At 37.2% G+C, this 26,409-nt stretch carries 17 protein-coding genes; 3 read left to right on the top strand and 14 right to left on the bottom strand.

Annotated elements, in window-relative coordinates; genetic code table 11:
• Positions 1-114: 114 nt before the first annotated feature.
• The gene (locus FCL54_RS12680) at positions 115-2,106 is read right to left on the bottom strand and encodes a PhoX family protein (RefSeq protein ID WP_138126984.1); all 1,992 of its coding nucleotides are present in this window, start codon (positions 2,104-2,106) and stop codon (positions 115-117) included.
• Between the two features lie 323 nt (positions 2,107-2,429).
• On the opposite strand from FCL54_RS12680, the gene FCL54_RS12675 reads away from it, so the two are divergent.
• On the top strand, positions 2,430-3,101 hold the full coding sequence (locus FCL54_RS12675; RefSeq protein ID WP_138126983.1) for an HAD family hydrolase: 672 nt from the start codon (positions 2,430-2,432) through the stop codon (positions 3,099-3,101).
• A 92-nt stretch (positions 3,102-3,193) separates the two neighbouring features.
• On the opposite strand, the gene FCL54_RS12670 is transcribed toward FCL54_RS12675, so the two are convergent.
• The 11 genes from FCL54_RS12670 to FCL54_RS12620 all read right to left on the bottom strand — a co-directional run bounded on the left by FCL54_RS12670 (position 3,194) and on the right by FCL54_RS12620 (position 21,503).
• Positions 3,194-4,045: a DegV family protein gene (locus tag FCL54_RS12670; protein ID WP_138126981.1), complete on the bottom strand. Its 852-nt coding sequence runs from the start codon at positions 4,043-4,045 to the stop codon at positions 3,194-3,196.
• Between the two features lie 211 nt (positions 4,046-4,256).
• Positions 4,257-5,354, bottom strand: coding sequence for a flavin monoamine oxidase family protein (locus tag FCL54_RS12665; RefSeq protein WP_138126979.1), 1,098 nt, complete (start codon positions 5,352-5,354; stop codon positions 4,257-4,259).
• A 230-nt stretch (positions 5,355-5,584) separates the two neighbouring features.
• A complete protein-coding gene (locus FCL54_RS12660; protein ID WP_138126977.1) occupies positions 5,585-6,145 on the bottom strand; it encodes a DUF2179 domain-containing protein in 561 nt (186 codons plus the stop codon).
• A gap of 240 nt (positions 6,146-6,385) precedes the next feature.
• Entirely contained in the window at positions 6,386-6,604 is a 219-nt protein-coding gene (locus tag FCL54_RS12655) for a YdbC family protein (RefSeq protein ID WP_138126975.1), read from the bottom strand.
• Positions 6,605-6,642: 38 nt separating this feature from the next.
• Entirely contained in the window at positions 6,643-9,015 is a 2,373-nt protein-coding gene (locus FCL54_RS12650; RefSeq protein ID WP_138126973.1) for a DUF4011 domain-containing protein, read from the bottom strand.
• 481 nt (positions 9,016-9,496) lie between these two features.
• Positions 9,497-11,728, bottom strand: a complete 2,232-nt coding sequence (locus tag FCL54_RS12645; protein ID WP_171016828.1) for an AAA family ATPase — start codon at positions 11,726-11,728, stop codon at positions 9,497-9,499.
• Positions 11,729-12,230: 502 nt separating this feature from the next.
• Positions 12,231-14,084 (bottom strand): DUF2075 domain-containing protein, encoded by a 1,854-nt coding sequence (locus FCL54_RS12640; protein WP_138126969.1) that lies wholly within the window; start codon positions 14,082-14,084, stop codon positions 12,231-12,233.
• Between the two features lie 294 nt (positions 14,085-14,378).
• Positions 14,379-16,184 (bottom strand): hypothetical protein, encoded by a 1,806-nt coding sequence (locus tag FCL54_RS12635; protein ID WP_138126967.1) that lies wholly within the window; start codon positions 16,182-16,184, stop codon positions 14,379-14,381.
• A 160-nt stretch (positions 16,185-16,344) separates the two neighbouring features.
• The gene (locus FCL54_RS12630; protein WP_138126965.1) at positions 16,345-17,643 is read right to left on the bottom strand and encodes a hypothetical protein; all 1,299 of its coding nucleotides are present in this window, start codon (positions 17,641-17,643) and stop codon (positions 16,345-16,347) included.
• A 10-nt stretch (positions 17,644-17,653) separates the two neighbouring features.
• Complete coding sequence (locus tag FCL54_RS12625; protein ID WP_210238524.1) at positions 17,654-20,509, bottom strand: AAA family ATPase; 2,856 nt, start codon at positions 20,507-20,509, stop codon at positions 17,654-17,656.
• Between the two features lie 391 nt (positions 20,510-20,900).
• A complete protein-coding gene (locus FCL54_RS12620) occupies positions 20,901-21,503 on the bottom strand; it encodes a TetR/AcrR family transcriptional regulator (RefSeq protein ID WP_138126963.1) in 603 nt (200 codons plus the stop codon).
• A gap of 167 nt (positions 21,504-21,670) precedes the next feature.
• On the opposite strand from FCL54_RS12620, the gene FCL54_RS12615 reads away from it, so the two are divergent.
• Positions 21,671-22,453 (top strand): SDR family oxidoreductase, encoded by a 783-nt coding sequence (locus FCL54_RS12615; protein ID WP_138126961.1) that lies wholly within the window; start codon positions 21,671-21,673, stop codon positions 22,451-22,453.
• 190 nt (positions 22,454-22,643) lie between these two features.
• On the top strand, positions 22,644-23,114 hold the full coding sequence (gene tnpA / locus FCL54_RS12610; protein WP_138126959.1) for an IS200/IS605 family transposase: 471 nt from the start codon (positions 22,644-22,646) through the stop codon (positions 23,112-23,114).
• Between the two features lie 364 nt (positions 23,115-23,478).
• Here tnpA and FCL54_RS12605 read toward each other — a convergent pair whose 3' ends face one another.
• Positions 23,479-24,783: an acetamidase/formamidase family protein gene (locus FCL54_RS12605; protein WP_138127197.1), complete on the bottom strand. Its 1,305-nt coding sequence runs from the start codon at positions 24,781-24,783 to the stop codon at positions 23,479-23,481.
• 290 nt (positions 24,784-25,073) lie between these two features.
• On the bottom strand, positions 25,074-26,165 hold the full coding sequence (locus FCL54_RS12600; RefSeq protein WP_342773887.1) for a PQQ-dependent sugar dehydrogenase: 1,092 nt from the start codon (positions 26,163-26,165) through the stop codon (positions 25,074-25,076).
• Positions 26,166-26,409 lie beyond the last annotated feature (244 nt).

The following is a 26,409-nucleotide window of genomic DNA, read 5'->3' as shown; positions in this document are numbered from 1 at the left end:
GGGATTCGTTTCTTTTTGTATTCATTCTACTAAAACGAAAAATGCCCTTAAGAATTCAGTTGGCATTCTAACAACCAATCTTAAGGGCATTTTCTCTAATAGTTTTTAATTAACTTATTCCTGTTCGTTTTTTCCTGATGCTCTTTTAGAGTTTTCATGTTTTTTATGATTGTCCCTGTTTTTTGCAGCATGTTCGTTCCACTTTTGGTTTCCCTTAATTTCCGGGATTCCAGCGATGTAACCAACCCCGCCAGTCTCCATGATACCAAGTGTTTCTTTCATCGCTTGCTCTAGTTTATCTTTATCCACTGCAGTTATTTCTTTTTCGCCTAGATCGGCTCCAGGGTGCTGATAGTTACTTAATACGTAGCTGGATCCTTTTACACCTTCAACTGCACTTAATCCTGTCGCTTCAGCTCCAACCGGTACGGAAAGAATCCTGGATAGCTTTTTCGTTTCCATATTGTAAGCCCAGACAAAGTTATTGGTATGCATACCGCTGTCTTCCCCGATAAATAGGGTATCTAACTGTTCTGAGAAGCTAAGGTTATCCGGATTTGCAACCTTGTCAGGATCTGCTGTGTTTCCGAATTCATCCGGGGATGAAAGGTCTTCTCCTAATACTAATCCTTCCATGCTAGCAGGAACATAACTGCTTGGAATTTTAGCACCAGAGTGATCGTTTTGGTCTTTTTCAAGGTTAAGCTGGTAAGTAACACCTGAATCGATCTTATGCAGTTGGATGTCGTCTTGCACTGCATTTTCCTGTTTTTCCATACTGCCATTTTGGTAAGAGATCGCGACATATGCTTTGCTATCTTCTTCGTTTACAGCGAGCCCTTCCATTTTATTGAACTCAGCAGTAGCACCTAGAATCGCTCCGTATCTGCGCGGTTCTAAAAATGCAGCAACTTTTTCCATTCCTGGCTTAACTTTTAAATATTCAACTGTTTTATGAGAGTTTGTCTTGACTGCAGTAAAGCCATCTGTAGGCTCCTCAGCAGTTTCAAAAATATCACTGAAAGTAACCCCGCTCTCAATAAGATCCAAAATTTCTTCATCGGAAGCATGTCCAAGTTTGATCCAATCAAGATTACCGGAACCACCGTTTTCAGTACCAGTCTGGTCAAATTTTGCTGCATATAATGTGCCGGCAGAGAAATCCGTTTCTTCATCTGCCACATACATAAACATCATTGTGTTCCCGCCATCGTCTCCAAACAATGCTGTTTTGTTATCAGGCAATACTTTCATCAATTCATGAGAGAAGCGACCTGTACTGTAATGTTTCACTACGGAAGTCTCCCCTTTGTTTGAAACAGAGATCTCCGGGATCCATCCGTAAAAATAAGGGTTTGCTTTTGAAGAATCATGGAAATAATACTCTGCAAAATTGCTTACTTCTTTGTAAGCACCAGATTCCTTATTTTCAAAAGCTCTTGCGTCTGGTTCATACTCTTCTGAACCAAGATGTGTTCCCCAGTCGGTAGTTGATCCGTTACATGGTATCCATAATCCATTCACATCGGAAAAATCAATTTTTTTTGCATTTTCTACAGTAAGTTTTCCAGTTTTCTTATCACGATTAAGCTCTGTTAGGGTCATGGATGCAGGAAGACCAGAAACCTCTTCACCAGCATTATTTTGAGAGTCATATTCAAAATGGGAAATCATATAGGTTTTGTTCCCTTTGGTAATAAGGCTGTTAGAATCAGGAGCGTCCGAAATAAAGTAAGATGGGTCTTCTGGAATACTGTTATCGACAATAGGATCGCCATTGACGTCGATCGGTGTACCTGCAGGAATCATTTCCCCTTTGTTTTCAACAATCTTGTCTTTTGTAAGATAAAGCTGATCATAGTTTAGCGGGACCTCTTTAACAGTTCCGTCTTTAAAGGTAACTTTAACAGTAGATTCAGTATACGTTTTAACCATATTTTCAATGGTTGATGGAGCTTTCATTGATATGAATTCTACACTCTGGATTTGGTTATTCTTATTCCAGTTTTTAAAATCGTGTTTGTTGGAGTCATTATGGGCCATTGCAGTTAATGAGGAAGAGGCGATTAACGCCATTGATAGTCCGATAGAGAGTCGCTTTTTCATTTCATAACCTCCTAATTTTTTAATACAAAACTATTAAAACACAGCAGTTTTAAGTGTATATTAAAAAAAGAGGGATATTGTTAAAAACATGTAAGCATCCTATGAAAATATTATTTAAGATATCGAGCAAAGCAGTATAAAGGGTATCCCAAAATAAGGAATAGCACGCAAAGGGAGAAGTTTTTATCCCTGGGTACCTTTCTTCCTACCTTCCATGATAAGTTTGGACTATTTTGGACTATTAAACATAAATCTGATTCTTCCAGTTCATTTACAAAAGATGCCAACTGTCCTATACTTACAAAAAAGCGAGGTGTTCTGTATTGGCAATTGTCACTGTAGATTTTGATGGTACGCTTTATCAAGGAAACTCTTTTAAAGCAATGTTCCAGGTCGGAAAACAGAGATTCACCACAAAGCAATGGGCCGTTGTATCAGCGGGATTGGTGAAGGCTTCAGCCGGCGGTTTGCTCAAAGGGAAAAATAAATTTCGGCATGATTTTTTCCGGGCTTTTGCGAAGACATTTAAGGGGCAAACAACGGAAGAATTAGATCTCTTTTTTCAAGAACTCGTCGAATACGGAAAATCGGAAGTACATAAAGACCTTGTTCTTAAGATTCAAGAGCATCAAAATAACGGAGATACGGTCATTGTATTGTCTGGCGCGCTTCAACCATTTCTTAAAGCTTTTATAAAGGAGCTTGAATTAGACGTACATGTGTTAAGCACAGAACTACTATTTGACCAAAATGGCCTCTGCACAGGCGAAATCGGACAAATTGTCAACGGAGATGTAAAAGTATCAAAATTACAAGAATGGATGGGGCAACAGCAACACCTAACACAGGATCCGCCAAAAGAAACCTGGGCATATGCAGACAGCGAAAGTGATATTCCCTTGTTGAGATATGTCACCAACCCAATCCTTGTCAATCCAAAAGAAGATATGGTCAAAATTGCAGAACTAAACAGATGGTCTATTTTCGCTTCATAGTCAAAGCAAAAAAGGTTTAATAGAATCGCCCGGGGCCTTCTATTAAACCTTTTTATTTTTAGGGTTACGTCATCCGCTTTATAAATCCGTTCCTAAAGTTCTAATCCTGCGATTCCGAACCCTCCAGGACCAGAGTGTGTGGAAATCACGGCACCGGCTTGCATCCATTTTACATGTTTAAATCCAGTTTCCCTGGCGACTTCATCCATCCGCTCTTTGATCCTTTCATCAAGACCGACTGAGTATATAAGATAAAGTTGTTCTTTATCAATGTTGTATTCATTTAAATAATCCTGCATGAGTTTTTCAGCAACGACGCTCATTTTTCCACGATACTTTTTAGTCGAAACCAGTTTTCCATCTACTAGTTCTATACAGGGCTTTATTCTTAACAAAGCTCCTCCGAGATAAGCAATATTGCTTACTCGTCCTCCCGCTCTTAAAAAATCCAGGCTTCCTGGAATAAAAGCAAGTCTTGATTTAGGAACCATCGATTCTATTCTTTCTACTAATTGAACAGGTTCTATAGCAGGCTCCTTCTCTAACAAATCTGCAGCATACATCACAATCGCAGTTAATCCGCCTGTAACGTTCAAAGCATCGATCAAAAAAATGTCTTCAAAATCTTTTGCTGTGAGTACCGCGTTTTGAAAGGAAGAAGATGCCTTTGACGTGTAACCGATATGAACAATGATACAATCAGGAAAATCCTCTTTTATCTTCGTGAAAAATTCCTGATACTCATGAACATTCGTGGCCGTTGTGGATGGTATTTGTTTGGTACGATCATAGTAGTCATAAATATCCTTAACAAGTAAAGAACCGTCTAAATAATCCTTTCCATCCATGATGATGTGCATCGGAACCACATGAACGTTATATTTGTCAGCTATATCACCTGGTAAATCCGCTCCACTCTCAGTCGATAAAACAATCCTGCTCATTGTATGCCCACCTTTCAAAAAACAGCCTGCTGTTCGAGCTTCACTAACCGTTTAAATCCCTGTTATTTCAAGGTATTACATTCTTTCTATTAAAATAACCGCCTACAAAACGATAATTATAATGAACAGGTTGCAACAAGGCAGATCCATATGGGGATATGCTTTTTTCATGAGGAGGTATATCGTCTTATTAAGCTTATCATAGATTAGCTCAATATAACTTCATAACTTCAGAAACCGCACGTTCAGCTGATCGAAGTGCTCCTTCAAGATGTCCCCCATGTTCGAGTGAGGTTTCTGTACCAGCAAACATAAGCTTATTTTCCCACGCGCCATTACTTGCCGGTTGGCCATAGTTTGGAAAATCGGTAAGCGGCCTGGCGTCTTCGTCAACTGCCGTATCAGAATCAGTGGACCAATCCTTGTAAAGGAGAGAAATCGGTTTCTCAGCGGATGAACCAAATAGCCTCGTCAACTGATCTACGACAAGTTGAAGTACCCTTTCCTTCCCGAGCGCCTGGCGCATCTTTGCGGGCATCCCGAAGAAACCAAAGAGTGCACCGTAACCTGTATCAGGTGATGCATCATGGATCTCCTGTAAGGGACCAGCCCAGCTCATTACCTGGCCGGAAAGTCCATCCTCTCGCCAAAAAGGACGATCGTAAATCGCAATCGCCTTGGCCTGTCCCGCCATCCAGGTGGGCTTGTCCACAAGGCTCCTCATAAGATCAGCAGAGAGAGAAGGCGAAAATGCGATGCGACTAGCAACAATCCTGGGCGGTAGCGCTAAGATAACTGCTTTTGCCCTTATACTTTTCTTCTCTCCACCGGAAAGCTCTGCGTCAAGAGTGATTCTTCCTTCTTCCTCCATACGGATTTCCGTTACACGCGTGTCTAATTCGATCATCTCGCTAGGAAGAGTATCCGCTACGGCATCAATAAGGGTCCGAACACCGCCATTGAACCGAACCGACCTCTCAGTAGCTCCTTCTGGCAGTACATGCCGCTGTATTGGTCCGTTCTTTGATTGCTCTAAAAGCATTGCTCCTTCGGTGTGCTGATCGAATGTCTGTAAACCGAGTTCTCTGACAAGATCAGAGATGACAGGCTCATGTTGCGGCCAGAACCATGTTGGTCCGAGATCAAACTTGCCGAGCTCAGGCCTGTCCACGGTCGTCTCACTTAAAACTCTGCCTCCAATTCGTCCCCGTGCCTCCAGGACTCTGCACTCGATGCCCTTTGAAATAAGAAGAGACGCCGCACGAAGACCGCTTATACCTGCCCCAATAATTATAACTGGTTCACTCATTTTCTTACCTCCTGTTGCTGTGTGTTTACTCGAAGCTATAGTTGTACTCCCTTGTATGAACACTTTTAATTTTTTAATATGTAACACAGATTATATAGAAAATCTTATCACCTGTTAAACAAATAGAGTTGTAATTATTTTATTAATAAATTTGTTCAATAAAAAAACCATCAAACTACTAGTTTGTAACTTGATGGTTTATAAATAGTACTTTCATGATGCTTTTTTTGTTAAGCAGAAGTTGCACTTGATTGTTCTTGTTGTTGCTTCTTCTTCAGACGCTTTTTCATGGATTTAACAAGGAATCCGCCTTTGAATTTACGAGGTTCATAGGAAATGATAAATGCTTTCGGTTCATACATTTCGATGATGAGTTCTAATTCTCTTTCACGACTACGTTTCGTTAGAATTTCCATTTTATAACGATAGCCGTCTCTTCCCTCTCCGGTGTAGTTCGTAACACCATAACCATCATTTCTTAATCGGTCTAAAAGTTCCTGGTTTTTCGAAGGGAGGTTTACGTTATATGCGGTATAACCGATCGCTAATTTTGTTTCGATTATTCCGCCGATATAAATCCCGATTCCAAAGCCTAAAGAATACGCGATCATCGCTGCAATACTTTGCTCACCAGTCAAAACAAGGGATACACCAAAGATGTAGACAACTGCCTCAAGCGCTCCAACAACCGAAGCCTTTTTATTTTCATTTTTCACCATAAACACAGTACGCAGGGTCAGAATCGGAACGAAGATTATTTGTACCAGGAAAATCAATAGAACATCTAACACTGTAATCGCCTCTCTCACTCTTTAAAATCGATGTATTTTCCGAAGCATTATAGGTTCTGTAAAAATACTCACATCATCTTATCATTTTTTAATTTTGTTTGGCTAGAGTGTTTTGAGGTTTTTTTGTGACTTTTTTTGGAAAGTTCTTTTTGAGAGATAGTTACTATTGGTAATTAAAAGAAGTATTCTCCTGGTCAGTTACAGGTTAACAGGTATTGTCTTTTTTTTGTAAATCAAGAACTAGAATGATGTACCTAACACTTCCTTCAACTTCTCTAGATCTTCTTTTGTCAATGTAACTCCTTTGCCCATCTTTTCATGATTTGGCGCCCAGTCTCTAAGGTCGTATTTAGGAGCACGGCCGTTCCAGCTGATAAGATTTAATTCTTTCGTCCATCCTTTTGGTGATTCAGAAAGAACCGCTATTGTTTCTTTTATTTCATATTTTAATTCTGCCATCGTTAAAACCTCCCTATTATATAATGGAAAACCACATGTTACTTGTCAAAAATAAACTGAAGGTCCTTGACATAGCTGTTTAGCTCTTTCTTTAATTTCTTGATCTCTTCTGATTTCTCACTCCAGTTTGTTCCCTTTGTTTTATGCTGTGCGTTAAAAGAAGTTTCAAGCTGGGCAAGGATGTCTTTTTTCTGCCCTTTATTTGAGTAAACCTCGAGGCAGAAGTTTGCTAAACCGATGTCTGCGAGCCTTTTCTGCACAACGCTTAACGCAGCCATTTTTTCAACCACAAATAATACTGTCTTCCCATTAGCCAGAGCATGGGAAATCATATTCGTGATTGTTTGCGACTTACCCGATCCCGGCGGTCCGTGCAGCACGAAACTATTGTTTGCGCCTGTAGCCAGTATCGCTTCTTTTTGAGTGCTGTCAGAGCTTAAAGGAGCATAAATCGTCTCTTCTTCATCGACTTCAGTTGTTACGGGCTTATTCATCGATTCCGTGGTTTCAACTAAATAGTTGCCTTCCATAAGGCTTTTTACAACCTTATTTTCCTTTAGTTCCTCTGAGTTGTTCACAAGGTCGTTCCACATGACGAATTTCGAAAAAGAGAACAAACCGATGCTGGCAGTCTCCAGCACATCCCAACTTTTCATCGTCATAATCAGGCGGCGCATCGTCGTTAATACTTTTTTCACATCTGCCCCATGTTCATCTTTTGGGATCTCATAAAGGCCCGAAGCATCGATGCCGAACTTCTGCTTCAAATATTCAATGAGTGAAATATTGATTTGCACTTCTTCATCACGTGCACGAATATAGTATCCTTTTTTCGCAGACATCCTTACTAAATCAACTGGCAGCAATAAAATTGGAGCATAACGCTCTTTCGTGTACGACTTTTCTTCATACCACTTTAAAAAGCCAAGGGCTACAAACAGCGAATTAGCCCCGCTTTCTTCTAGCGTGTTTTTCGCATTTCGGTAAAGCTTCACCAGCTCTTTGTCCAGATTAACCTCCGTTAACGTAGAGCGTAACCGGTTATTCTGCATATCTCCCTGCAGGATTTTCGATTGCAAAAGTTCTTTCTGCTCCCTGAAGTCCCTGGCCTTATTTTGCCACTCATTCGGCAAAGGATTGATAAAGACTTTTTTGCCCATGGCCAGTATGTCTTCCGTTCTTGATAAGTCTGGCGTTACTACAGGAATGCCCTGTGTATGCAAACGATAATTTAACAGGTTGTTACGGAGGCTCATATCGATAAGCTTGTTTTGCCAGTAGATGACTTTGCTTTCCTGTTGGACTTGCTGATCGGCATCTTCCTTTTCCGGGATGACCTCCACTTGATCAAAAGCCATTTTATTTGGCATGTTAAGCGGCTCTTCCTGGTTGACTTCTACTTCAATATCTCCACTTACCTTTTTTAAGTCAATTGGCTTTATTTGACCGATCCTACTTCTCTTGACATCGATAAAGTATTGGAAGAAATCCACTTTATCGAGATTAACTTCTGCGTTTTTTACCGCTTCATTAAACGTTGAATCTTCCTTTGTCAGATATGTAGATTCTACTGCTATCAACTCATTAATTCCGTGTGCCATATGTTTTGTTAAAATGCTTTTATCATCTTGAAAACTTTCATATGTCGTTTGTTCCTTCAGCCAGAAAGCCGGAAAAGCATGACCTTTCAGGAACACCACCAAAGGATAGATTCCTACGGCCTCTGCACATGCAGCATAAAGTAACGCTAGATCAAGGCACGTTCCTAATTTATGTTCTTTTATCAGATCAGGAAAACAAATTTTCTGGCCCTCGTCTTCAAAGCTTGCCGGTGCACTTACATAGGCAATTTCATGTGCTTGAATCGCGGAGTAAATAGCGGACAATTGGGCAAGTACACGGTTAGGATCCCCACTTTGATAACCGTCCATCGCATTTGACCCTGTATTTGTTTCCATAATAGAAGCAGCCTGCCTGACAATATCATTAACGAAAGGGCGATTCGGTGTAATAAAACTTGAAATAATTTCAGGCAAGACAGAAGAACCCGGCCAGGAATCAAAAGACATGACATCAATCGGTAAGTTTTCTTTATAAAGTTCCCGATCACCATCTGAAATTGTTAACTGGAGATTTCCTACAATACTTTCATCAAGAACACTGAGGAAGTGAGAGGATAGCTGCAGATCAGGTCGTATTTCTATAACTTCGTCTGATTCAATCTTTTCAATGTTTAACGAATAGACTTCGGAAAACTCCGGATTTGCAGTGATCTCGACTTTTATATTGGAAAGAGAATCAGCAGATGTGTTTTTGATGGAAAGAAACTTAACAACGGGGACATGGTTCTGTTGCAGGGCAAAACTAACTTTCTTATCATACTCATAGTGACATTCTATAGTAGGATTCAACAAAATCCCTCCTTACTTGCTTGCAATATTGGTTGATATATAGTATTACCAAATATTATAACAATTTTTGGGAATGATTGGTGTTTAAATAAGAAAAATGCCTATCCTCTGCCAAAAATCGACAGGTGACAGGCATTGATATTATTGCTTTTCTTTAGGACAACGTACCTGTCCCTATGTCCCTTACCTATGTCCCTTATACCTGGACCGGGATTAAACCGGCTAGCCACTAACTGCGTGCTGGGCACGCAGGCAAATAAAAAGACAAGGATTTCACTCCTCGTCTTTGTCCAAATAAATAGGATTCAATTTTTCAATCAGTTTTAAACAATAAAAATCGCAGATTCACCTAGAATATACTCGCTCATTAGAGATTCTATATTTTGAGTAAGATCTTCAAAGGTTGCAAAAAAAATTGTCTCTAATCTCTGTATTGAATACTTCAATAAGTGAATTAGGAAGAAAGAAAAAGGTGTTGGAATTAATAACTTAGTTCTTTAACTTTCTCCTTGTCCTGAATTCCCATCATCATTTTATAATGCTCATAATGACCCATATAGAAAAATATCCTCTCAAACACTTTAAAATATTTTTCATTTGTAGCTTCTGGATGTTCAACATATAGATCGTCAGGAATAGTATGTGAGCCTTCATTAATCCAATAGATTAGAGACCTACAAATCTCTTGTTCTTGCTTGCTTGGAAATTCTTTTATCAGATCTTCATCACCATATTTACCTAATAATTTAAAATAATTTTCAATGATTCTTCTCATAATATTCTGCACTGTAACTATTGAGATATTATTTTTGCTTTTCAATTCTTGCCAAAGAAGTTCGTATGAGTTTTGTATTGGGTTTTTTGTCTCGAATTTTTGAAGAGTTGAAACATTGTTGTTTTTTCTTAAAATCCAGTAATATGTATCTCCACATTCTTTAGTTCTTCCATCAATAAATGACACTTCTTTGTGGAAATAAACATTATGCGTAAGCAGCATCAATTGCTTAATATTCCCTTCATCTTTTTTAATTGATTTTATTATTTCTTTCAATAAAGAACTTACTATAAATAATACATTACTGTCCAAACTCGAAATGGGGTCATCAATAACAAGTATTCTTTCATCGGTAATTGAATCTTGATCTGTGCTGCCTTTTGCTAATTGTAAAAAGTATAGAAATGTTATAAACGTTACTTCTCCTTCGCTTAAAGTTGACTCGGCTAATGATCCATCTTTACGTCTTATTTGGTATTGATTATTTTCTGTCTCAGATGAATCAATTTGAAAGTTCTCAAATCCAAATGAATTAAGTGTTAAATTTATTTGGTCTATAGAAGGTTGAATACTAGTCATATTTTGGGTTGCTGTTTTTATTTCTCTTTCCAAGTCAATATATTGTTTCCTTAAATCTTGAAATTGTTTCCTTAGAGAGTCAATTCCATTTTGTAATCCATTAGATTTTTTTATAAAATCTTCAATATCGCCATTATTTTCTCCGATAATATATTTCCAGATTTCCTTTGTTAAATTATTCCTTTCAACAGCATAGTTAGCAACTATATCGTTGTGCTTCTTAATTCGATCGTTTGCATCAATAATTATCTTTTGTATGCTTTCTAACTGATCTTTTACAGAGATTAACTCAATAATTCTACTCGGTTCTTTATTTTTATTGTTCTGTTTTTCCTTGTTGGTTGTAAACTGACTTGTTAATGTTTTTAGATATGAAGTAAATGTCTCGATATCAAGTTTTGAATCCGGATTATTTTTCTCTTTAGTTTCAATTTGTTGTAAAAAGTTAATTAGGTTTACAGCCAACCGGTTGTATTCTTCTTTATATGACTTAACTAGATTAGTGTGGTTAGTGAATGATTCATCAAAGTAGTCTTCTAGTTGCTTTTTGAAGTTAGAAGTAATAGTATTTTGTTGACAAAACGGACAAGTGTCATCTTGTATAAAGTTTCTTCCTTCATTAACCCAGTCATTCAAATTTAGGTTTTGAATAAACTTTCCAATTTCAATATCTGATTTACCGATTATTTTTTTAATCCAAATATTATTACTTTCTATTTCAAGTATTCTCTTGAAATCAATTTGTTGTATTATAGAAAGTGTCTCTGGAACCTTTCCAAATATAGTCTTAGATCTGTTTTTTAACTCGTCATAGGATAGATGTTTTGCGTTATTACTTTGGAACTCTTCAATTATTTTTTTCATAAATGCTTCTTTTCTCATTACACCTGAAAATGCCTCTTTAAAATCCTTTTCATACTTTTTATATATACCTTTCCAGACTTTTTCTCTAAAATCTAACCCAAATTGTTCTTCTTGTTCAATTTGTTTATCTAGTGTTTCTTTCTTCTTAACAAGCTTGTTTTTCAATTCCCCTAATTCATTCTGTTGTTTCTCAATATGTTTAATCTCTTCTTTAGTAGCTTCTCCTAAAGTAAAGACACCATCTATATTTCCCTTTCCAAAGTTTTTATCTCTAAAAGCTTTATTGTAAACGAGGATGTTCACAGGTATGTGGTTTTTCCAGTTCAAGGAAGAATGGTTATAACGAACATGATCTGGATCAAATAAAAAGTTTGATATAGTTGTTTTCCCACTTCCGTTTGCTCCATATATAAAATTAATCTTTTTTAAATCTGTGAGATTTATTCCAAATTCATCATAAGTTGCTACTTGTTTTAAACTAAATGAATCAATCACTAAAATCCCCCCTATTCATAGTTTAATGATGAGTCTAATTTAATTAAGATAAAGAAAAAAGCAGAAGGTTCCCCTCTCAAGAGCCACTTCTGCTTTTACAAGATGATATTTAATTAGACAACTTCCACTATATTCCTACAAAATATTCTCCTAGTATTTATAAAAATTGTCAATAGATATACAAGGATAAATTTTTTAAAAACCTTTAACTAACATAGTTCGGTGAATTTTCTTTTTGAGTTATGCCCGCCAAACATATAAAAGCAGCTTTAAATAATAAATAATAATTAAAAATCCTTGTGTAAAACAAATTCAAATCATGCCCTTTTCAGCCTATTCCCACAAAACCAAAAAACACCTACAAACATTGGTATATGAACATTTGAGAGTGTTCTATCACTTCTTGAATTTTCTCATTTTCATCGAAAGATACCGGTGGTAAGGGTCGAACTTAGAGTTAGGTGCCCGTCACTTGTCGAATAATTTTATATCATAGGAAATATTAATTTTGTTTAATCTGTTCTCTTATATACTTATCCAACTCCTCAACATAACAATAAACATAACAACCCTTCATTCCACGAGTCATCAAAGTTTTATAAGTATTCCTAACAAGATCAAACAATGGATCTTCCTGCCCTTTCTTTGGTTTCGCCGGTCTTGCTCCTTTATCTTTAAATTCCTCTCTCCGAACGATAAGTGAATCTGTTTCAGGATCATAACCGAGATCTTTTCCGATTATAACCCCGACATAGTCCATTTCTAGTCCTTGGACAGTATGGATACAGCCGATTTGATTGGCGCAATCCGGGTGAATAGCCCAGTCGATTCGATTCGGATCATTCCATGGCAGCGCGAAATCATGTTCTTCTATCACAACATCTTTTGGCAATCCATCGCCCGAAGATTTTTTTGTCCAATCCCATGCATAGCCAGCAAGGATTCTTCCCCCACGTTTTTCAACAATTTCTTTTGTTAGTTCATGAGGGTTAGAAACAACTTGAAAGTCAAACTCTCCTTCTAACGAAACATCCTCGTCTTTATATCCTAGAAGAGAATCTAACCAGGAGATATAGTTTCCTGAACCAGAACAACGATACTGGGATTCTAGTTCTACTGTGTTTGTTTCTGCCCCTTGTTTGGTTGCTTCCTCTTCTATTAACTTTATGCTTCCGATGTCTTTTTTGGAGATTTTTTGCTGGTCATCAACAAAGAAAACACTAACCTTAGAAGATCTGATAATTTGGGTTGCTTGATTTTCGCCTTCTATTTTCTTTTTCATATGCCCTTGTTCTTTCAATCGGTGTGCTTCATCACAAATTAGCACATCAAAGTAGTTTTTAGGTGTATGAACATAGGACGCAGAACCTTTAAATAAGTCCCTGACTTCAACATATCCGGAAGAGCCGATTACCTTTTTTCGAAGAATTTCTCTAAATGCCTGATTAGGGGTGATATATTCCGCATAAGCTTCATCTTTTAATAAATAGCTCATTAAATTAAGTCCAATTACTGATTTGCCAGTTCCAGGACCGCCTTTAATAATGATAACTTGTTTCTGATCAGTCTTTGTGTTCAGGTTGTTATAAATGTTTAGCACCTTTTCATAGGCGACCTTTTGTTCATCAAGAAGAATAAACTCTTCATTACCTTCAATCAAAGAACCGACAGTTTCAACCAGCTTTTTCGAAGGGCGGATCCTGCCGTGTTCTATTGCATCAGCAATTCCTTCACCCTTTCCTTCTGAAACTAAGCTGTTAATTCTTTTCGCAAGCTTTCTGTCACCAAATTGAAAGAATAGAGGTGCTTCATTTAAATATCCAGTGTATCTGGGATCTAATAGAGGTTCATCATTGGTTTTAGGTATGTAATTATGTAAATACGCACAGGAAGAAAGTTGAATGGATGTATCAGTATATAATGATTCATTGAAGCTAAGTAAAAAACGTTTATAGGAAGATGCCTGGTAAGATGGATGAACAGTTTCCCTTTCTCTGCCACCCAGGTGTGTTTTAACAATTCCGTTACCTTCTGCCGTCTTCGCTTTTTGCCATTGCTTTAACTCAATAATCATTGCGTTCTTTTTACCTGTTTGGTCCTGGCCAGTGATCAAGAAGTCGATTCTCTTTTCGGTAGAAGGAAGTTTATATTCAAGTAAAACGTGTGAATCTTTTTCCAATCTTGCATCCCTAAGAACTTTGGCCATTTGAGGCAGCGATCTTTCCCAGGATTGTAGTTCACTGTTAGATACCACTTTGTTCATTCTTTTATATACATTCTCTTTTAAGACGTATCCGATTTTATTTTCGAAAATATGGATTAGAAAGTTAGACGAAGTTTCGTTATAAATTATCATATTGGTACCTCGCTTTTGAAATTAACTTCACAATTATAAGATTTGTACAGACGCTTTTAAAATTAAATTCGACAAAAAATGTAAAAATCCTCCAAGATTAATTGGAGGATTATAAATGCTAGATGTACATAAAATTTTTATGAATACCTAAATTTTACGATCCTACTTGGAGTTATTTCTCTGCATATCTTGTATTGTCCCCAATAAAAAAGAATCATTTTATTAGCCTATTTATTATTTCTCCTAATTTCTTTGTCATAGAAGACAAAAGAAGACCCATTAAAGATGTATTTACTATTTCTTTTTTTTTCTGTTTTTTTTCTTGCTATCTCGAGATTGCTTGCGCTTCTTCTTTTTTGTGCCTTTATTTGTTACTTTTTTAGTACTTTTATAAATTGCAGGTCTTAATTCTTGATTAGACTGTTTTCTAGATATTCCCCTCTTTTCAAAATAAATATCATCGAATATCGTTGAAAAATCTGGAGCGAAGCCAACCATTTTATCTTTATTGGCATTTAATGCTTGTAAGCTTCTATTTTCTAAGAAGTAGCCTAATATTTCTAATTCATCTGAAGCTAAAAGATATTCATGATATTCTTCTCTTTCCTCCAAGTATTGAATAAACGTACTTATGGTACCTTGTGTGTAGACAAGCCCATCCAAAGCTGTTTCTAAATCATATAAGTTACATGCCCATGCATAAGGTTCTTCCTCTGGCTTTTCAAGTAAGTAGGATAAATTAGTTGAGAGAATTCCCATATCTTCGGCGGTAACAACAATTATAAATACCTTCTGTATTTTATCTTTTTCTAACTTTACTAATTCAGTACCTTTTGAATCATATAGTGTTGTTTCTTCGTTTTGTAATATTAAATTTTTTAAGTTCAATCCTTGGTCATATCCTTTTTGGATACCGCCATCGCTTTTAAAATCTCTCTTGATTCTTTTATAAGCTTTTTCGGGGTTTCTAAAAGGTTCCTTTACCTTTGATGCTTTAACTTCTACTATAAAAAGCGTTTCTCCATATTTAATAAGTATGTCATGTTCATTATGGGATTTATTATTTTCAAAAACAGAGGTGTAGTATGTAGCTGAATCCTTAAATAATCCTTGAAAAATTTCTAGGGTTTTATCTTCTGATTTTTTGTCCCTATTTTTATAAAATTTCGTTCTATGTTCACTATTCTCTAATAACTCAGTAAGTTGTATGTGGATCGCATGGATTATTTGTTTGTACATTGGCACAAATAATATTTCATCAGATTTTCTCCAAATAGGAGATGCTTCAAATGGATTTGGTTCAGTATAATAGAAAAAATCACTTTCTTCTCTTATTCTTGAAAAAACACTGACAAAACTCTTTGCTACACTTTCTCCAAACTCTATCTTTAAATCTTCAATCTTAATCTGATGGATTAATTGGAACTCTTCACCCAATTTAATTGTATTTGGAAGATGCAATTCTTTCTTTGCTTGTTCAAATGAAACCTTCTTTTTTCTCATATACTCAAAAAAATGTTCCCGTTCCTCATACATTTTACCTTGTAAAACTTGTACCTCATCGAACCTTTTTTGCAGGTTATCCCTAATAAAAGTAAAAATACATATTAGTTCATTTACACTTATACCTATTTGTTCTTTGATATATTTATCGAAAGGAGTAAACCAGTTTCTAATTCTCTCTATAACTTGTTCTTCATACGTTAAGGAGTTTGTATTAAAATAATTCAAAAATACGGGCATACTTATTTTTCTTGATGCTAACCATCGTTCGTCTACTTCTTGTCCTTCAACAGGAAGAAATAATTCTACATAATAATCTGTAATTTCATTAAGGAGAGTTTTTATTTTTTCCATTGGAGGATTATTTTTTGATGATTTACAGTTATCTTTTGTTGATAGCATTAAGCCAATCAAATATAAGTATTGCTTAAAAGGAGATTTTAATTGCGTCTTCTTAAAAATACTTTCGCTAGTATCCAAGGTGATTCCAAATTCAGTAGCAACTAGCCCAAGCAAATTTTCAGTATCAATTTCGCTTAGAATATCTTTTAATTTATATATTTTTGCTTCCAATTTATCATAGACGCTAACGCTCATATCCTTTTCTCCTTCCCAAATTCTTATTCTTAATGATCCTAAAAATATGGTTCTTATTGTTTTAAGTTGTGTGTCTATCAATTCCTGCTAATATGCTGATTTCTCGTGTGTAACTTGTTCTACTTTGTACTTTTACGTCATTATTCAATATACAAATTGCCTAAAGATAAATGATAGATACATTATTATCGTTAAAAGAATCATGATGAATTTTTATGCTATTGTTAGAGAATGGTATCTGCTTAATCTTATCGGTAAATAGGATTCCTCTAATCTCGACAGCCTCTTCAAGGTTATTTTTATTCCTATCTTTAACAAGCTTCATATAATCCACCAGCTCACGCAGCCCAGTAATCGCATACTCCACCCTTTTCGTATGCTTCACCTCTCCAATCACTACCTTTTTCAGTTCATCCGACTCCCTATTATAAATCTCCACAATAATATCCGGCCGCCCACTCCAGTAAGTAGAAGTATCAAAACCTCTTCCAAAATGTTCTTTAGCCAATTGGTTGGCAAGGTTCATTGATTCGATTTTCCTTTTTAAAAAAGGATGATTCACTTTCTTTATCTCATCTACGGAAATGTTAAATCTCAAATTACTTGATCCTGTTGAATCATGATAAATCTTATATAAATATTCTTCATCACTCCACTGAGCAACAAGATTGTTTCGCCCATCCATTAATTGGAGCTGGGCGTTTTGGGAATTGTGCTTTATTAATTGAACCACCCAGTATAGCTCGAATAAAACGTCCTCTTGCTCAGGGAATACAAAGGTTTCTCGCAATAGCTTTTGTACTTCTGTCTCGTTTAACTTTCCTGACAGTAGCCGCCTATACTGAAACAAAAGGTTAGCTGCAGAACGATACAAGGGATTTCGGTGTTTCATAGTTTCCTGGATCATTCTGTTCGTAACGGTTACCTTTTCTAGATTGACTCTTGATAAGTAAATGTTTTTGCGGACCATATGATCTACTGTCTCTTTAAGTGGTTCCCATTCCTTGAACCATTCATATTTTTTATAATAATCACTATCTACTTTTTCAAACAGAATCGAATATAGCGTTTGTAAGAGCTCTTTCAGTATAAGGTTTTCCTTTATGGCATAATTCCGGTTTCGTTCATTTACAGAAAAGATGGTTTTATCCTGAGTGTTTAACCTTAATCGCTCTTTTATAGTGCTTTGCCAGTTGATCTGTCCTCTGACTTCTCCCTGGTATGTGTCTGTTTTTACATTTGTTGATGTTTTAAATCTCCGGATCATCAATGGCAGTTCGCGGACAAATTCTTTTACCTCTTCTTTTAACAAGAAATGGATTTGTAGCAGTTGCTCCAGCTGTGAGATTTCAAGGTGTGCTTTTTTTATAAAGGAATTCAGCCCGACTTTTCCTGACTTTAGGTACACTACGAGAAAGTCACTAATTTCTTCGATAAGTTCATCAGCATTTCGCTTCATAGATTACTCCTTAAATGTGAAAGAAATCTTGTGCAAATAGTCGTAACCTTTCTGTATCGATCACTTCATCTAGATTTCCGAGCCGTTCAACAAATTCAAGTATCTGGTGCTCAAATAAGCCTTCGAACTGCGGGAGTACATATAACATGATTGCAGAAGTGAAATCACCGTCAACCATTGTATACTTTGCAAGGTCTTCCACAATCGCTGGTCCAATCTTTCGGTACTCGTTGATCTGCTCCCAAACAGCAGCCAGAATGTTAGAATACGGATAGTCATGCAAATCCCATTTACTTAATAAGGAGTCAACAAGATGTTCATTGATTTCTCTAGGTACTCCAACTGGAATAAATGCGAAGCGTCTCATAAATGCATAGCTCATTTCATAGAGAGAAGCTTTATCCATCGTATTCATCGTTCCGATCAATCGCCAGTCATTTGGGATAATATATTCATAATCGTTTGGAATCACTGATTTTTCTTCATTTTGCGGACGTAGTAACATCAACTTGCCGCTCTCAGACTGGAAATTAAGTGTGACAGCATCTCCAGTTAGTGCAGAGAACAAAGCACCAAATGCTTTATCGATATCGGCACGGTTCATTTCATCGATAATCAACCATTTGTTGATCGGCTTATTTGTAGTCGAGTCTTTAAAACAGTTTAAAAAGATACCTGGACTAAACGATAACGTACCATCTGCATTCGGCCGGTATCCGCCGATCGTCTCATAGGTCGACCAATCCGAAGTAGCGGTTGCCATGTCATAATCGGCTTCAAATGAATTGCATATCTCTTTTGCCAGTTTTGATTTTCCTGTTCCTGGAGGCCCTGTCAGGATGATGTGTTTGCCATTTTGAAGGGCTGTTTTGATCTGCTTTAGTAAGAAGTCCTTTTCTTCAAAGTGAAGTCCATTGATATTGATATCTTGATCAAATGATAGAGCGGGAATCGGGACATAATCATCATCTTCTTCAATCGACCCTCCCGTAGGCTGCTCATGTAATCCATTGTTAAATAGCTCTTCTCTTTTTTCTCTATCAAAAACTCCCATTTCCAAAGCACTTGAATTGTGTTGTTTCCTATATGGTGATTTGGTATGTGTTGCAAAACGATTTTTGATTACAGTTAAGGCTCTGCTGTAATTCTCCTCTAAGGCTGCATCCATAGGTCTTAGGTCTTTTAAAGGGATTAGGTAACAGTTAATTATTGAATCTGAATCCTGCTGCTTGAACTGGTAGTAAACAGGATACTGGCTTAACGACTTTTCTTCCATTAAAGGAATCCGAACTATAATGTTACCTTCTTCATCTTTATAAAAACCTAGTAACAACCATCTGCAAAAGTTCACATGGAGCGCTTCGCCTAATTCACGGTATGTATATGTAACTGCAACCCGTGGATCACCCGGCCCCTCTACCCCCAGGTCTTTAAGAGTTTGTTGTGTGAAGTCAAATGCCCAATGTGCTTCTTCAAGGTTTTTAAAAATTAAGTTGAACGGTTCCGCAAGTGAATTATTGGTTGAACCTCCGTTAGGGCTTTTTACTTCATTCCCTTTTAGATATGCTGGAAAGACATTAATAAATTTCTCCTTGAAGCGATTAAATGAAAACTCCTCACTGTCTGTAATAGAATCAAGATCTTCTTCACCGTGGTTTGGATGTTCTGTCCCAAATAGCAGACCATAGCGGATCCTATTTTCTTCAATCGACATAAAAAACTGGCCAGCTCTTTTGTGAGTTTCCTTATCTGCAGGATATACAGCAAGCCATGATTCTGTACATCCAAAGTTTTGATTCCAGCTAAAACCGTTAAGTACCTTATCCTTTGCAAATTCCTGTTCTCCAAACTCTTCAATGTTTCTTATAGCCTGGTGTATATTGGCGAGCTCATGTTGGATTTTTGCTTTAATAGGTTGATAGTATATTTGAAAAAGAATCGTGAAGTTACTCCAGGAATGTAGAATGTTAGTATCATACTCATTGTTTACTTGTTCTTTTATCTGTTCTAAATCTTCAACAGTTAATTTTTTATTTTCAATAAACTGATCTAAGGCTAAAAATTTAATCCGATTGACTTTCTTAGTATTTCGATAGTACTCTCTTCTTTCTTTTAATGTTTCCATGTCCATTTGTTTAATTGCTTCTACAAAATCTTCGCTGTCATTAGAAAATCGATGCAGCCGTTTGGCTATTGCTTGTATGTAATCAACAGCTGTCTCAGTCTTCAATTCATCATACTGTGTCAAACAAAAGAAGAAATCCTGTACATCCAGCATCGAGATTTCCGGGTTTTTATCGGTTAGGTAATTATAAGCAGTCTTACAAATTTGATAGTAATCATGATAATTGGCACTAACTAATCCCAACTTCTTCTCAATTCCAAAAGATTTCTTTACTTCTTTAAAAACATCTTCTTTATATATCGGATACTTTTTATAGTTTTTGGCTGCAAGAAGATAGCCAAACAACGGTGCTCCGAGTTTAATCTGTGGGTTGTATTGTTTGCCGGATTTCTGGAACTCCTGGATCCGCTCTTGAACAGGCAGATTTTCATTGTAGAGTTGTTTCAGTAGAGCAGAAACTTCTGCAGGTCGATTTGTTGCATAGTCAACTAAATCACTTGTGTTACTCCAATGAACAAAACTTCCTGTTTGTGGGTTACTGTCTCTTAACTTTTTAGAAATCTCTACAATGCTTTGCTCATCGATGCGTATATCTTTAAAATATGTATTTAACTCTGACAGTACTTCTTGTTTATAAGACTCGTCGTAGGTTTCTGAGTGTGTGAATTTTAAATAGCGATTGTAAGCAAGGTCTATGTATTCGTTTTTGAATAAGTGTTTTTCGATTTCAATAAGATCCATTGGGTTCACCTCGTTAGGAAAGTTACTAATCAACATTTTCGACAATAATTGTTAAATTCCTCCAAAGTACCATTTTTATATCAGAAATAGCGGCAATAGTATTTTCAAAGAAGTTATTTAATCAAAATAGAAGGGTGCCCCTTTCCCGTCTAATATTGACATGGTTGGAGGCACCTTAAAACCCTACTATTCTTTCTTAGAAACTATAAATTCTACAAATTCATCGTGCTTATAAATGGCATTAATATCTTCCTTTTTATCCTCTGCTCATTTTATCCATACATATACGCATATTATTTCGAAAACCCGCACCCTCTTTTATTGAAATCGAACATTCAATTCCCAACGGAAAACTTAAGACTTAAAAAATCACCCATGGGTGGAAAACTATTTATTTTGTTACTATCGTAAATCCATCCGCAAATGTTTTTAATATGTTAATAAGCTGAAGAGACATTTCGTTTGGAGAAGTAATATATCTTTTTCTTATCCATTCGGTAATGAGTCCGGCAGTACCATACGCCATGTAAAGCTTATGTTCGGAAGAATTGATTGTATCAGAGTTATCAGCTGTAAATATAAAATGTTCTTCTAATATTTCATAAATAGCTTTTGGTAGATCTTGATGTAACCCTGGAATGGTATCTTTTTTTAAATATAGGTTAAAAAAATCTTGAGTCTTATAAATGAAATGGAATAACTCAAAGGATTCAGGGCCCATGTTAGTGATTGGAATGTTCTCTCCTCTTCGGTAACGGTCCATGCTAGTACGTTTGATTGCATTAAACATTTCTTCCTGTAGTTCCTCTGTTAAGTGATTTTTATCTAAATAATGAAGATAAAAAGTAGTTCTGTTATACATTGCTCTATTCACAATATCTTTAACAGTTACATGACTATACCCCTTTTCATTTATTAAGGAAATAAAAGCTTTTTTTAAATGGGCTTTTGTTCTTATACTTTGTTTTGAAACTAAACTTATCTTTGTTTCCATACAAAGCTTCCTCCTTATATTAAAAAATCAACACTTTCTAAAAAAGTGTTGATTCACTCAACAGAATCACGTTTATTACTGATTGAGGCACATCGTTTCTTTGTTTTACACTTGAATTGGTAGGTTAAAATTATCTTATCATATTAAGGAGTAAAGGAGAGAGTGCAATGAAACGTTTTGAAAACAAAGTAGTTCTGGTTACTGGCGGAGGTTCCGGACTAGGAAGAGCATCTGCCCTACAAGTGGCAAGAGAGGGGGCCAAACTTGTACTGGTTGACCTTAACAAAGATGGCTTAGAAGAAAGTAAAAAAGAAATTCTATCAGTTGCTCCTGAAGCAGAAGTTGAAGTAGTAGAAGCGGACGTTGCAGATCAAAAAGAAGTTGAAAAATTTGTACAGTATACAGTTGATAAGTTCGGGAAAATTGATGGTTTCTTTAACAATGCAGGTGTAGAAGGAAAACAAAGTGAAACTGAAAACTATGGGATTGACGAATTCAACCGTGTTGTAAGTATCAATTTAAACGGTGTATTCTACGGAATGAAGTATGTCCTAAAAGTGATGAAAGAGCAAGGTTTTGGCTCCATCGTAAACACAGCTTCGGTTGGCGGTATACGTGGAATAGGTAACCAGTCTGGGTATGCAGCAAGTAAACACGGTGTAGTAGGATTAACTCGTAACTCAGGTGTTGAATATGGACAATACGGCGTCAGCATTAAAGCCATTGCTCCAGGGGCTATTATGACTCCAATGGTAGAAGGTTCTCTCAAACAAATCGGTGGCGAAAACTGGGAAGAAGTCGGAAAAGAATTTGTTAGTGTTAACCCAATGAAACGTTTTGGTAAGCCAGAAGAAATTGGTTACCTAGTTGCGTTTTTATTATCTGACCAAGCAGATTTTATTAATGCTGCAGTTGTTCCTATTGATGGCGGTCAATCATATAAATATTAGTAGTGTCTATTTATATAGAAATGAAAGTGTTGGATAAACCCAACACTTTTTTATTAGTGGTTTAGAAAACCCCTGGCTATGCCGGGGGTTCCAGAGAGCTTATAGCGTGGTAATAAAAAAGCCTCACTTCATGGTAGGATAAAGTTGGTTTCCCGACCACTTCATCTCACCATAGAAGGAGGGGTCCCCAATGAAGGACATGAACAGTTTAGCACACACAACATGGAATTGTAAGTATCACGTTGTATTCGCCCCAAAATATAGAAGGCAGATTATTTATGGAAAATATAAAAAGAGTATAGGTCAAATTATTCGGGATTTATGTGAACGGAAAGATGTGAAGATACACGAAGCAAATGCATGTCCGGACCATATTCACATGTTGGTAAGCATCCCGCCAAAATTAAGTGTATCTCAATTTATGGGCTATTTAAAAGGAAAAAGTAGTCTCATGATTTTTGATCGACATGCCAATTTGAAATATAAATACGGGAATCGTAAATTCTGGTGCCGAGGATTCTATGTCGATACAGTAGGCAGAAATAAAAAACAAATACAGGAATACATTAGAAATCAGCTGAAAGAAGACTATATGGCTGACCAGTTAACATTGTTCGAAGAGTATGACCCATTTACTGGGAAGAAAAACCGAAAGAAATAGAGGGATTCTTTAGAATTAGTGAGTGAATGTGGTGCAAGTGGGAGACCCTTTCGGTGGGCCTTTAAGGCCAAGGCCGGTAACAAAGGCTTTCAGCCGCAGAGCAAACCACCAGTTCACACTGGTGGTTTTGATTTTACTTTTTATAAATCTAATCGACTTCCCTCACACACAAGCACCAACTACCGATTCTCTTATCCTATTTAGTATTACTGTAGTTGGAAAGTAAAGGTTGACATTCTCTAAATATGACGGTTTCTATTTCCTCTTTCTCAACCTCTATTTTCGATATGATATTAAATTCCTCCAAAAAAGTTTACAGTAAAAAACACACGGGACTCTAAAGCCCCGTGTGTCAAACTTCCTACTATTCTATCGCCTCATGGTACTGATCCTTGATCAACTCTGTCAGATTAAGTTTATCTAAATACATCGTCGGTGCTAAAAATGTTACTGTTACAACCCCTGGATGTCTTCCGATCTCAATCGATCCGGTAACTGTTGCTCGGTTCATGATTTCCGGAACTGTTACACCAAATGCATCTGCTGCTCGTTGCATTCCGTTGTCTGTGGCTTCGTTTAAGTTTGCTCCGGTTCCGATGAAAGAAATGGGAAGTGATTCTTCTAGCCCTTTTACTCCCCACTGGTTTGCAACCTGCAGAGCAGTTTCTTTTTCCTTCTTCGTGATTGGTTTTGCAAGGTATGGCAGGTCTTCTACAACTGGCAAGAGGATCGGACCGTCTATTTTTAAGTCTTTTATTACTTTCGTTTGGAGTGTAACAACACCTGAGACGTCTGCTGTATGGCCGGCGATTTCCCCGTCTCCCTGCATCGCATGCATGTCACCGAGGTAGACGCCTCCTCCTGGTACCTTTACCGGGCAAATAAGGATTGCTCCTTCACGTACTCGGTTAATATCCATATGGCCGTCTGTGCGTTCTTCTAATTGTTCTTTTGTGATTCCGTATTCATGTGGTGCCCCTACTAAAAATTGGCCAAAGTCTCCTGCATTATGGGAATCGGGGAGCGGCCTGGATGGAGTTGTGCCGAGCTGTCCTAAGAATGGCCGTAGTCTAGCTATAGTCCCTATCAGATCGTGAGGTGCGAAGGTAACGATAGGATTTTGTACTGACTTTTCCGGTGTTGCCATGTAGGAACGGCCATCTCGGGCGATTTCTTCTGCTACTTCTTTATGTACCGTGACTCCTACATTTCGGTTAGAATCAAACGCCATTGTATAACCGTTAGTAAAAACGAAAGGTGTGACATCCTCATTACACTTCGCGCAGCGGATCGCCTGTGGTCCGGTTCCTTCGATTTTAGTTTCTGGATACATCTCTCCGCAGCCCGGGCACTTCACAGCTACAAAAGGATCGCCCAGAAATCTGCCATCTACGGGTTTATCATTTCCAGAAGAAGTTGCTACGGATGTAACCTGGATCGACTTAATCCGTATTGCGATTGCGTCCCCAACATCTGCCCCTTCGACAAACACCGGTTTTGTAACTTCGTGTCCTCCACGGATACATGGAGTGATCATCGGTCCCCAGCATCCCGGGGTAGTATTTGCGATAATATCTCCACCGTCTTTTACCGGTCCGAGCATCGGTTTATCAGGGTCTAAGATTCCGTTCGTAAATTCATTCACATAAACCGTTTGTTGGGCTTCCACCTTCGTCTTCTGCATTCTGACACATCCTTTCATTTTTTGTTAGTAATGTTTTTCAACATTATTATAAAGAATCTGTTTAAAAGATTCCATTAAGTTGTTTTTCTATTTTGAAAATTTAAATAATAATGTTGTATAATTTGTTTTTTCTTTTTAAGTTTTGTACTTAAATACGGTGAATGAAATTTTCTAAACTATTTTTATTTTCAGATATTTTTCTTAGTGTTTGTTCTTCGTTAAATTTGCGTTTATTGTACTATAATTTCAACTATTCCTTGTTCCGATACTTATACTCATTCTTCGATTGCAATCTTTATTAATTTGTCATCACCTTTCCTCGGGGTTCCCCGGCCATCACGATTGTTCGTAATGGTATATAACGTATCTCCTTCAATCAGCACATCCCTCATTCTTCCCGCGTTTTCAAAAAAAGTACTCACGCTGTTGTCATTCAGATTAAAGATTCGAATTTGTTCCCCTCTTAAGTTAGATACATAAATCTTCCTGTCTTTGATCGCGATTCCAGATGGCGCCCATGTGGTATCTCCTGTCTGGTAGATTGGCGAAACCATGCCAGGAGCGGTTTCATCTCCTTCGATTACCGGCCATCCGTAATTTCTTCCCGGTTCGATGAGATTGATTTCATCATGGGCAGTCTGTCCGTGTTCAGAACTGTAGAATGTTCCATCGGTATCCCAGGCGAGTCCCTGAGGATTTCGATGGCCATAGGAATAAACATATGAATCTTCGAAAGGGTTATCTGCAGGAATAGTCCCATTCAGATTCATCCGCAATATTTTTCCTGCGAGCGTTTCAAGGTTCTGAGCATTATCAGCGTTTCCAGCATCACCAGCAGTAGCATACAATTTTCCATCTGGCCCAATTTTGATCCGGCCGCCGTTATGAATCCTTCCGCCTGGAATTCCCTCTAATAAGATCCTCTCTTCTGTCCATGTGTTTTGATTAAGTTTCAGGACGATGATTCTGTTAAGAACTTCTCCTTGCTGTTCATATGTATGGTAAGCATAAGCTTCACGTGATTTGTAAAAATCTGGTGCCAGGATAAATCCTAAGAAGCCACCTTCCCCTGTCTGCAGGATATCCTTTGTAACTTCTATATTTTGCTCTGTTTTCGTTCCGTTTGTACCATCGACTTTTATAATATTTCCTGGTCGCTGGCTCAAATAAAAAGTATTGTCATGTTTGTTAATATTCCAGGGAACATTTAGATTCGGTGCGATTACCTCGGCCTGTCTTGAAAATACTTCAGTAGCCTCCTCTTCGTTCTGCTCTGTCTGTTCATCTTGCTGGTTGTTTTCAGTTGAACAGGCGGAAAGAAGTAGAACAAAAATAGCCGGAAAAATGATTTTTTTCAATGTTATCACCTCAGTTGTGCTTCTGATCCACACTTTAGTGGGTAATTTCTACAATAGCTGTAAAACTCCTCTTAGTCTTTTCTGTCCTCCAAACCAATAAGCTAAACATGTTTGTAAAAAAGGATCCCCTTCATGTACAGGAATAAGAAAGTGCAGGTACATCCGTGTTTTACTTCTTTTACTTATTCCTGTTTAACTATTCATGGCAACAAAGGAATTATTACCCGGCAGTTGGGGTAATGAAAATATGTAT

Source organism: Exobacillus caeni, from assembly GCF_005747095.1.
Classification (GTDB): domain Bacteria; phylum Bacillota; class Bacilli; order Bacillales; family Guptibacillaceae; genus Exobacillus; species Exobacillus caeni.
The sequence above is the reverse complement of the archived record's forward strand: the minus strand, read 5'-3'. Positions and strand labels throughout refer to the sequence as shown.

What these genes read in the sequence shown, in the direction of transcription:
- FCL54_RS12680 (WP_138126984.1), bottom strand. Translation starts at nt 2,106, where the DNA reads ATGAAAAAGCGACTCTCTATCGGACTATCAATGGCGTTAATCGCCTCT.
- FCL54_RS12670 (WP_138126981.1), bottom strand. Translation starts at nt 4,045, where the DNA reads ATGAGCAGGATTGTTTTATCGACTGAGAGTGGAGCGGATTTACCAGGT.
- FCL54_RS12665 (WP_138126979.1), bottom strand. Translation starts at nt 5,354, where the DNA reads ATGAGTGAACCAGTTATAATTATTGGGGCAGGTATAAGCGGTCTTCGT.
- FCL54_RS12655 (WP_138126975.1), bottom strand. Translation starts at nt 6,604, where the DNA reads ATGGCAGAATTAAAATATGAAATAAAAGAAACAATAGCGGTTCTTTCT.
- FCL54_RS12640 (WP_138126969.1), bottom strand. Translation starts at nt 14,084, where the DNA reads ATGATAATTTATAACGAAACTTCGTCTAACTTTCTAATCCATATTTTC.
- FCL54_RS12635 (WP_138126967.1), bottom strand. Translation starts at nt 16,184, where the DNA reads ATGAGCGTTAGCGTCTATGATAAATTGGAAGCAAAAATATATAAATTA.
- FCL54_RS12630 (WP_138126965.1), bottom strand. Translation starts at nt 17,643, where the DNA reads ATGAAGCGAAATGCTGATGAACTTATCGAAGAAATTAGTGACTTTCTC.
- FCL54_RS12625 (WP_210238524.1), bottom strand. Translation starts at nt 20,509, where the DNA reads ATGGATCTTATTGAAATCGAAAAACACTTATTCAAAAACGAATACATA.
- FCL54_RS12620 (WP_138126963.1), bottom strand. Translation starts at nt 21,503, where the DNA reads ATGGAAACAAAGATAAGTTTAGTTTCAAAACAAAGTATAAGAACAAAA.
- FCL54_RS12615 (WP_138126961.1), top strand. Translation starts at nt 21,671, where the DNA reads ATGAAACGTTTTGAAAACAAAGTAGTTCTGGTTACTGGCGGAGGTTCC.
- tnpA (WP_138126959.1), top strand. Translation starts at nt 22,644, where the DNA reads ATGAAGGACATGAACAGTTTAGCACACACAACATGGAATTGTAAGTAT.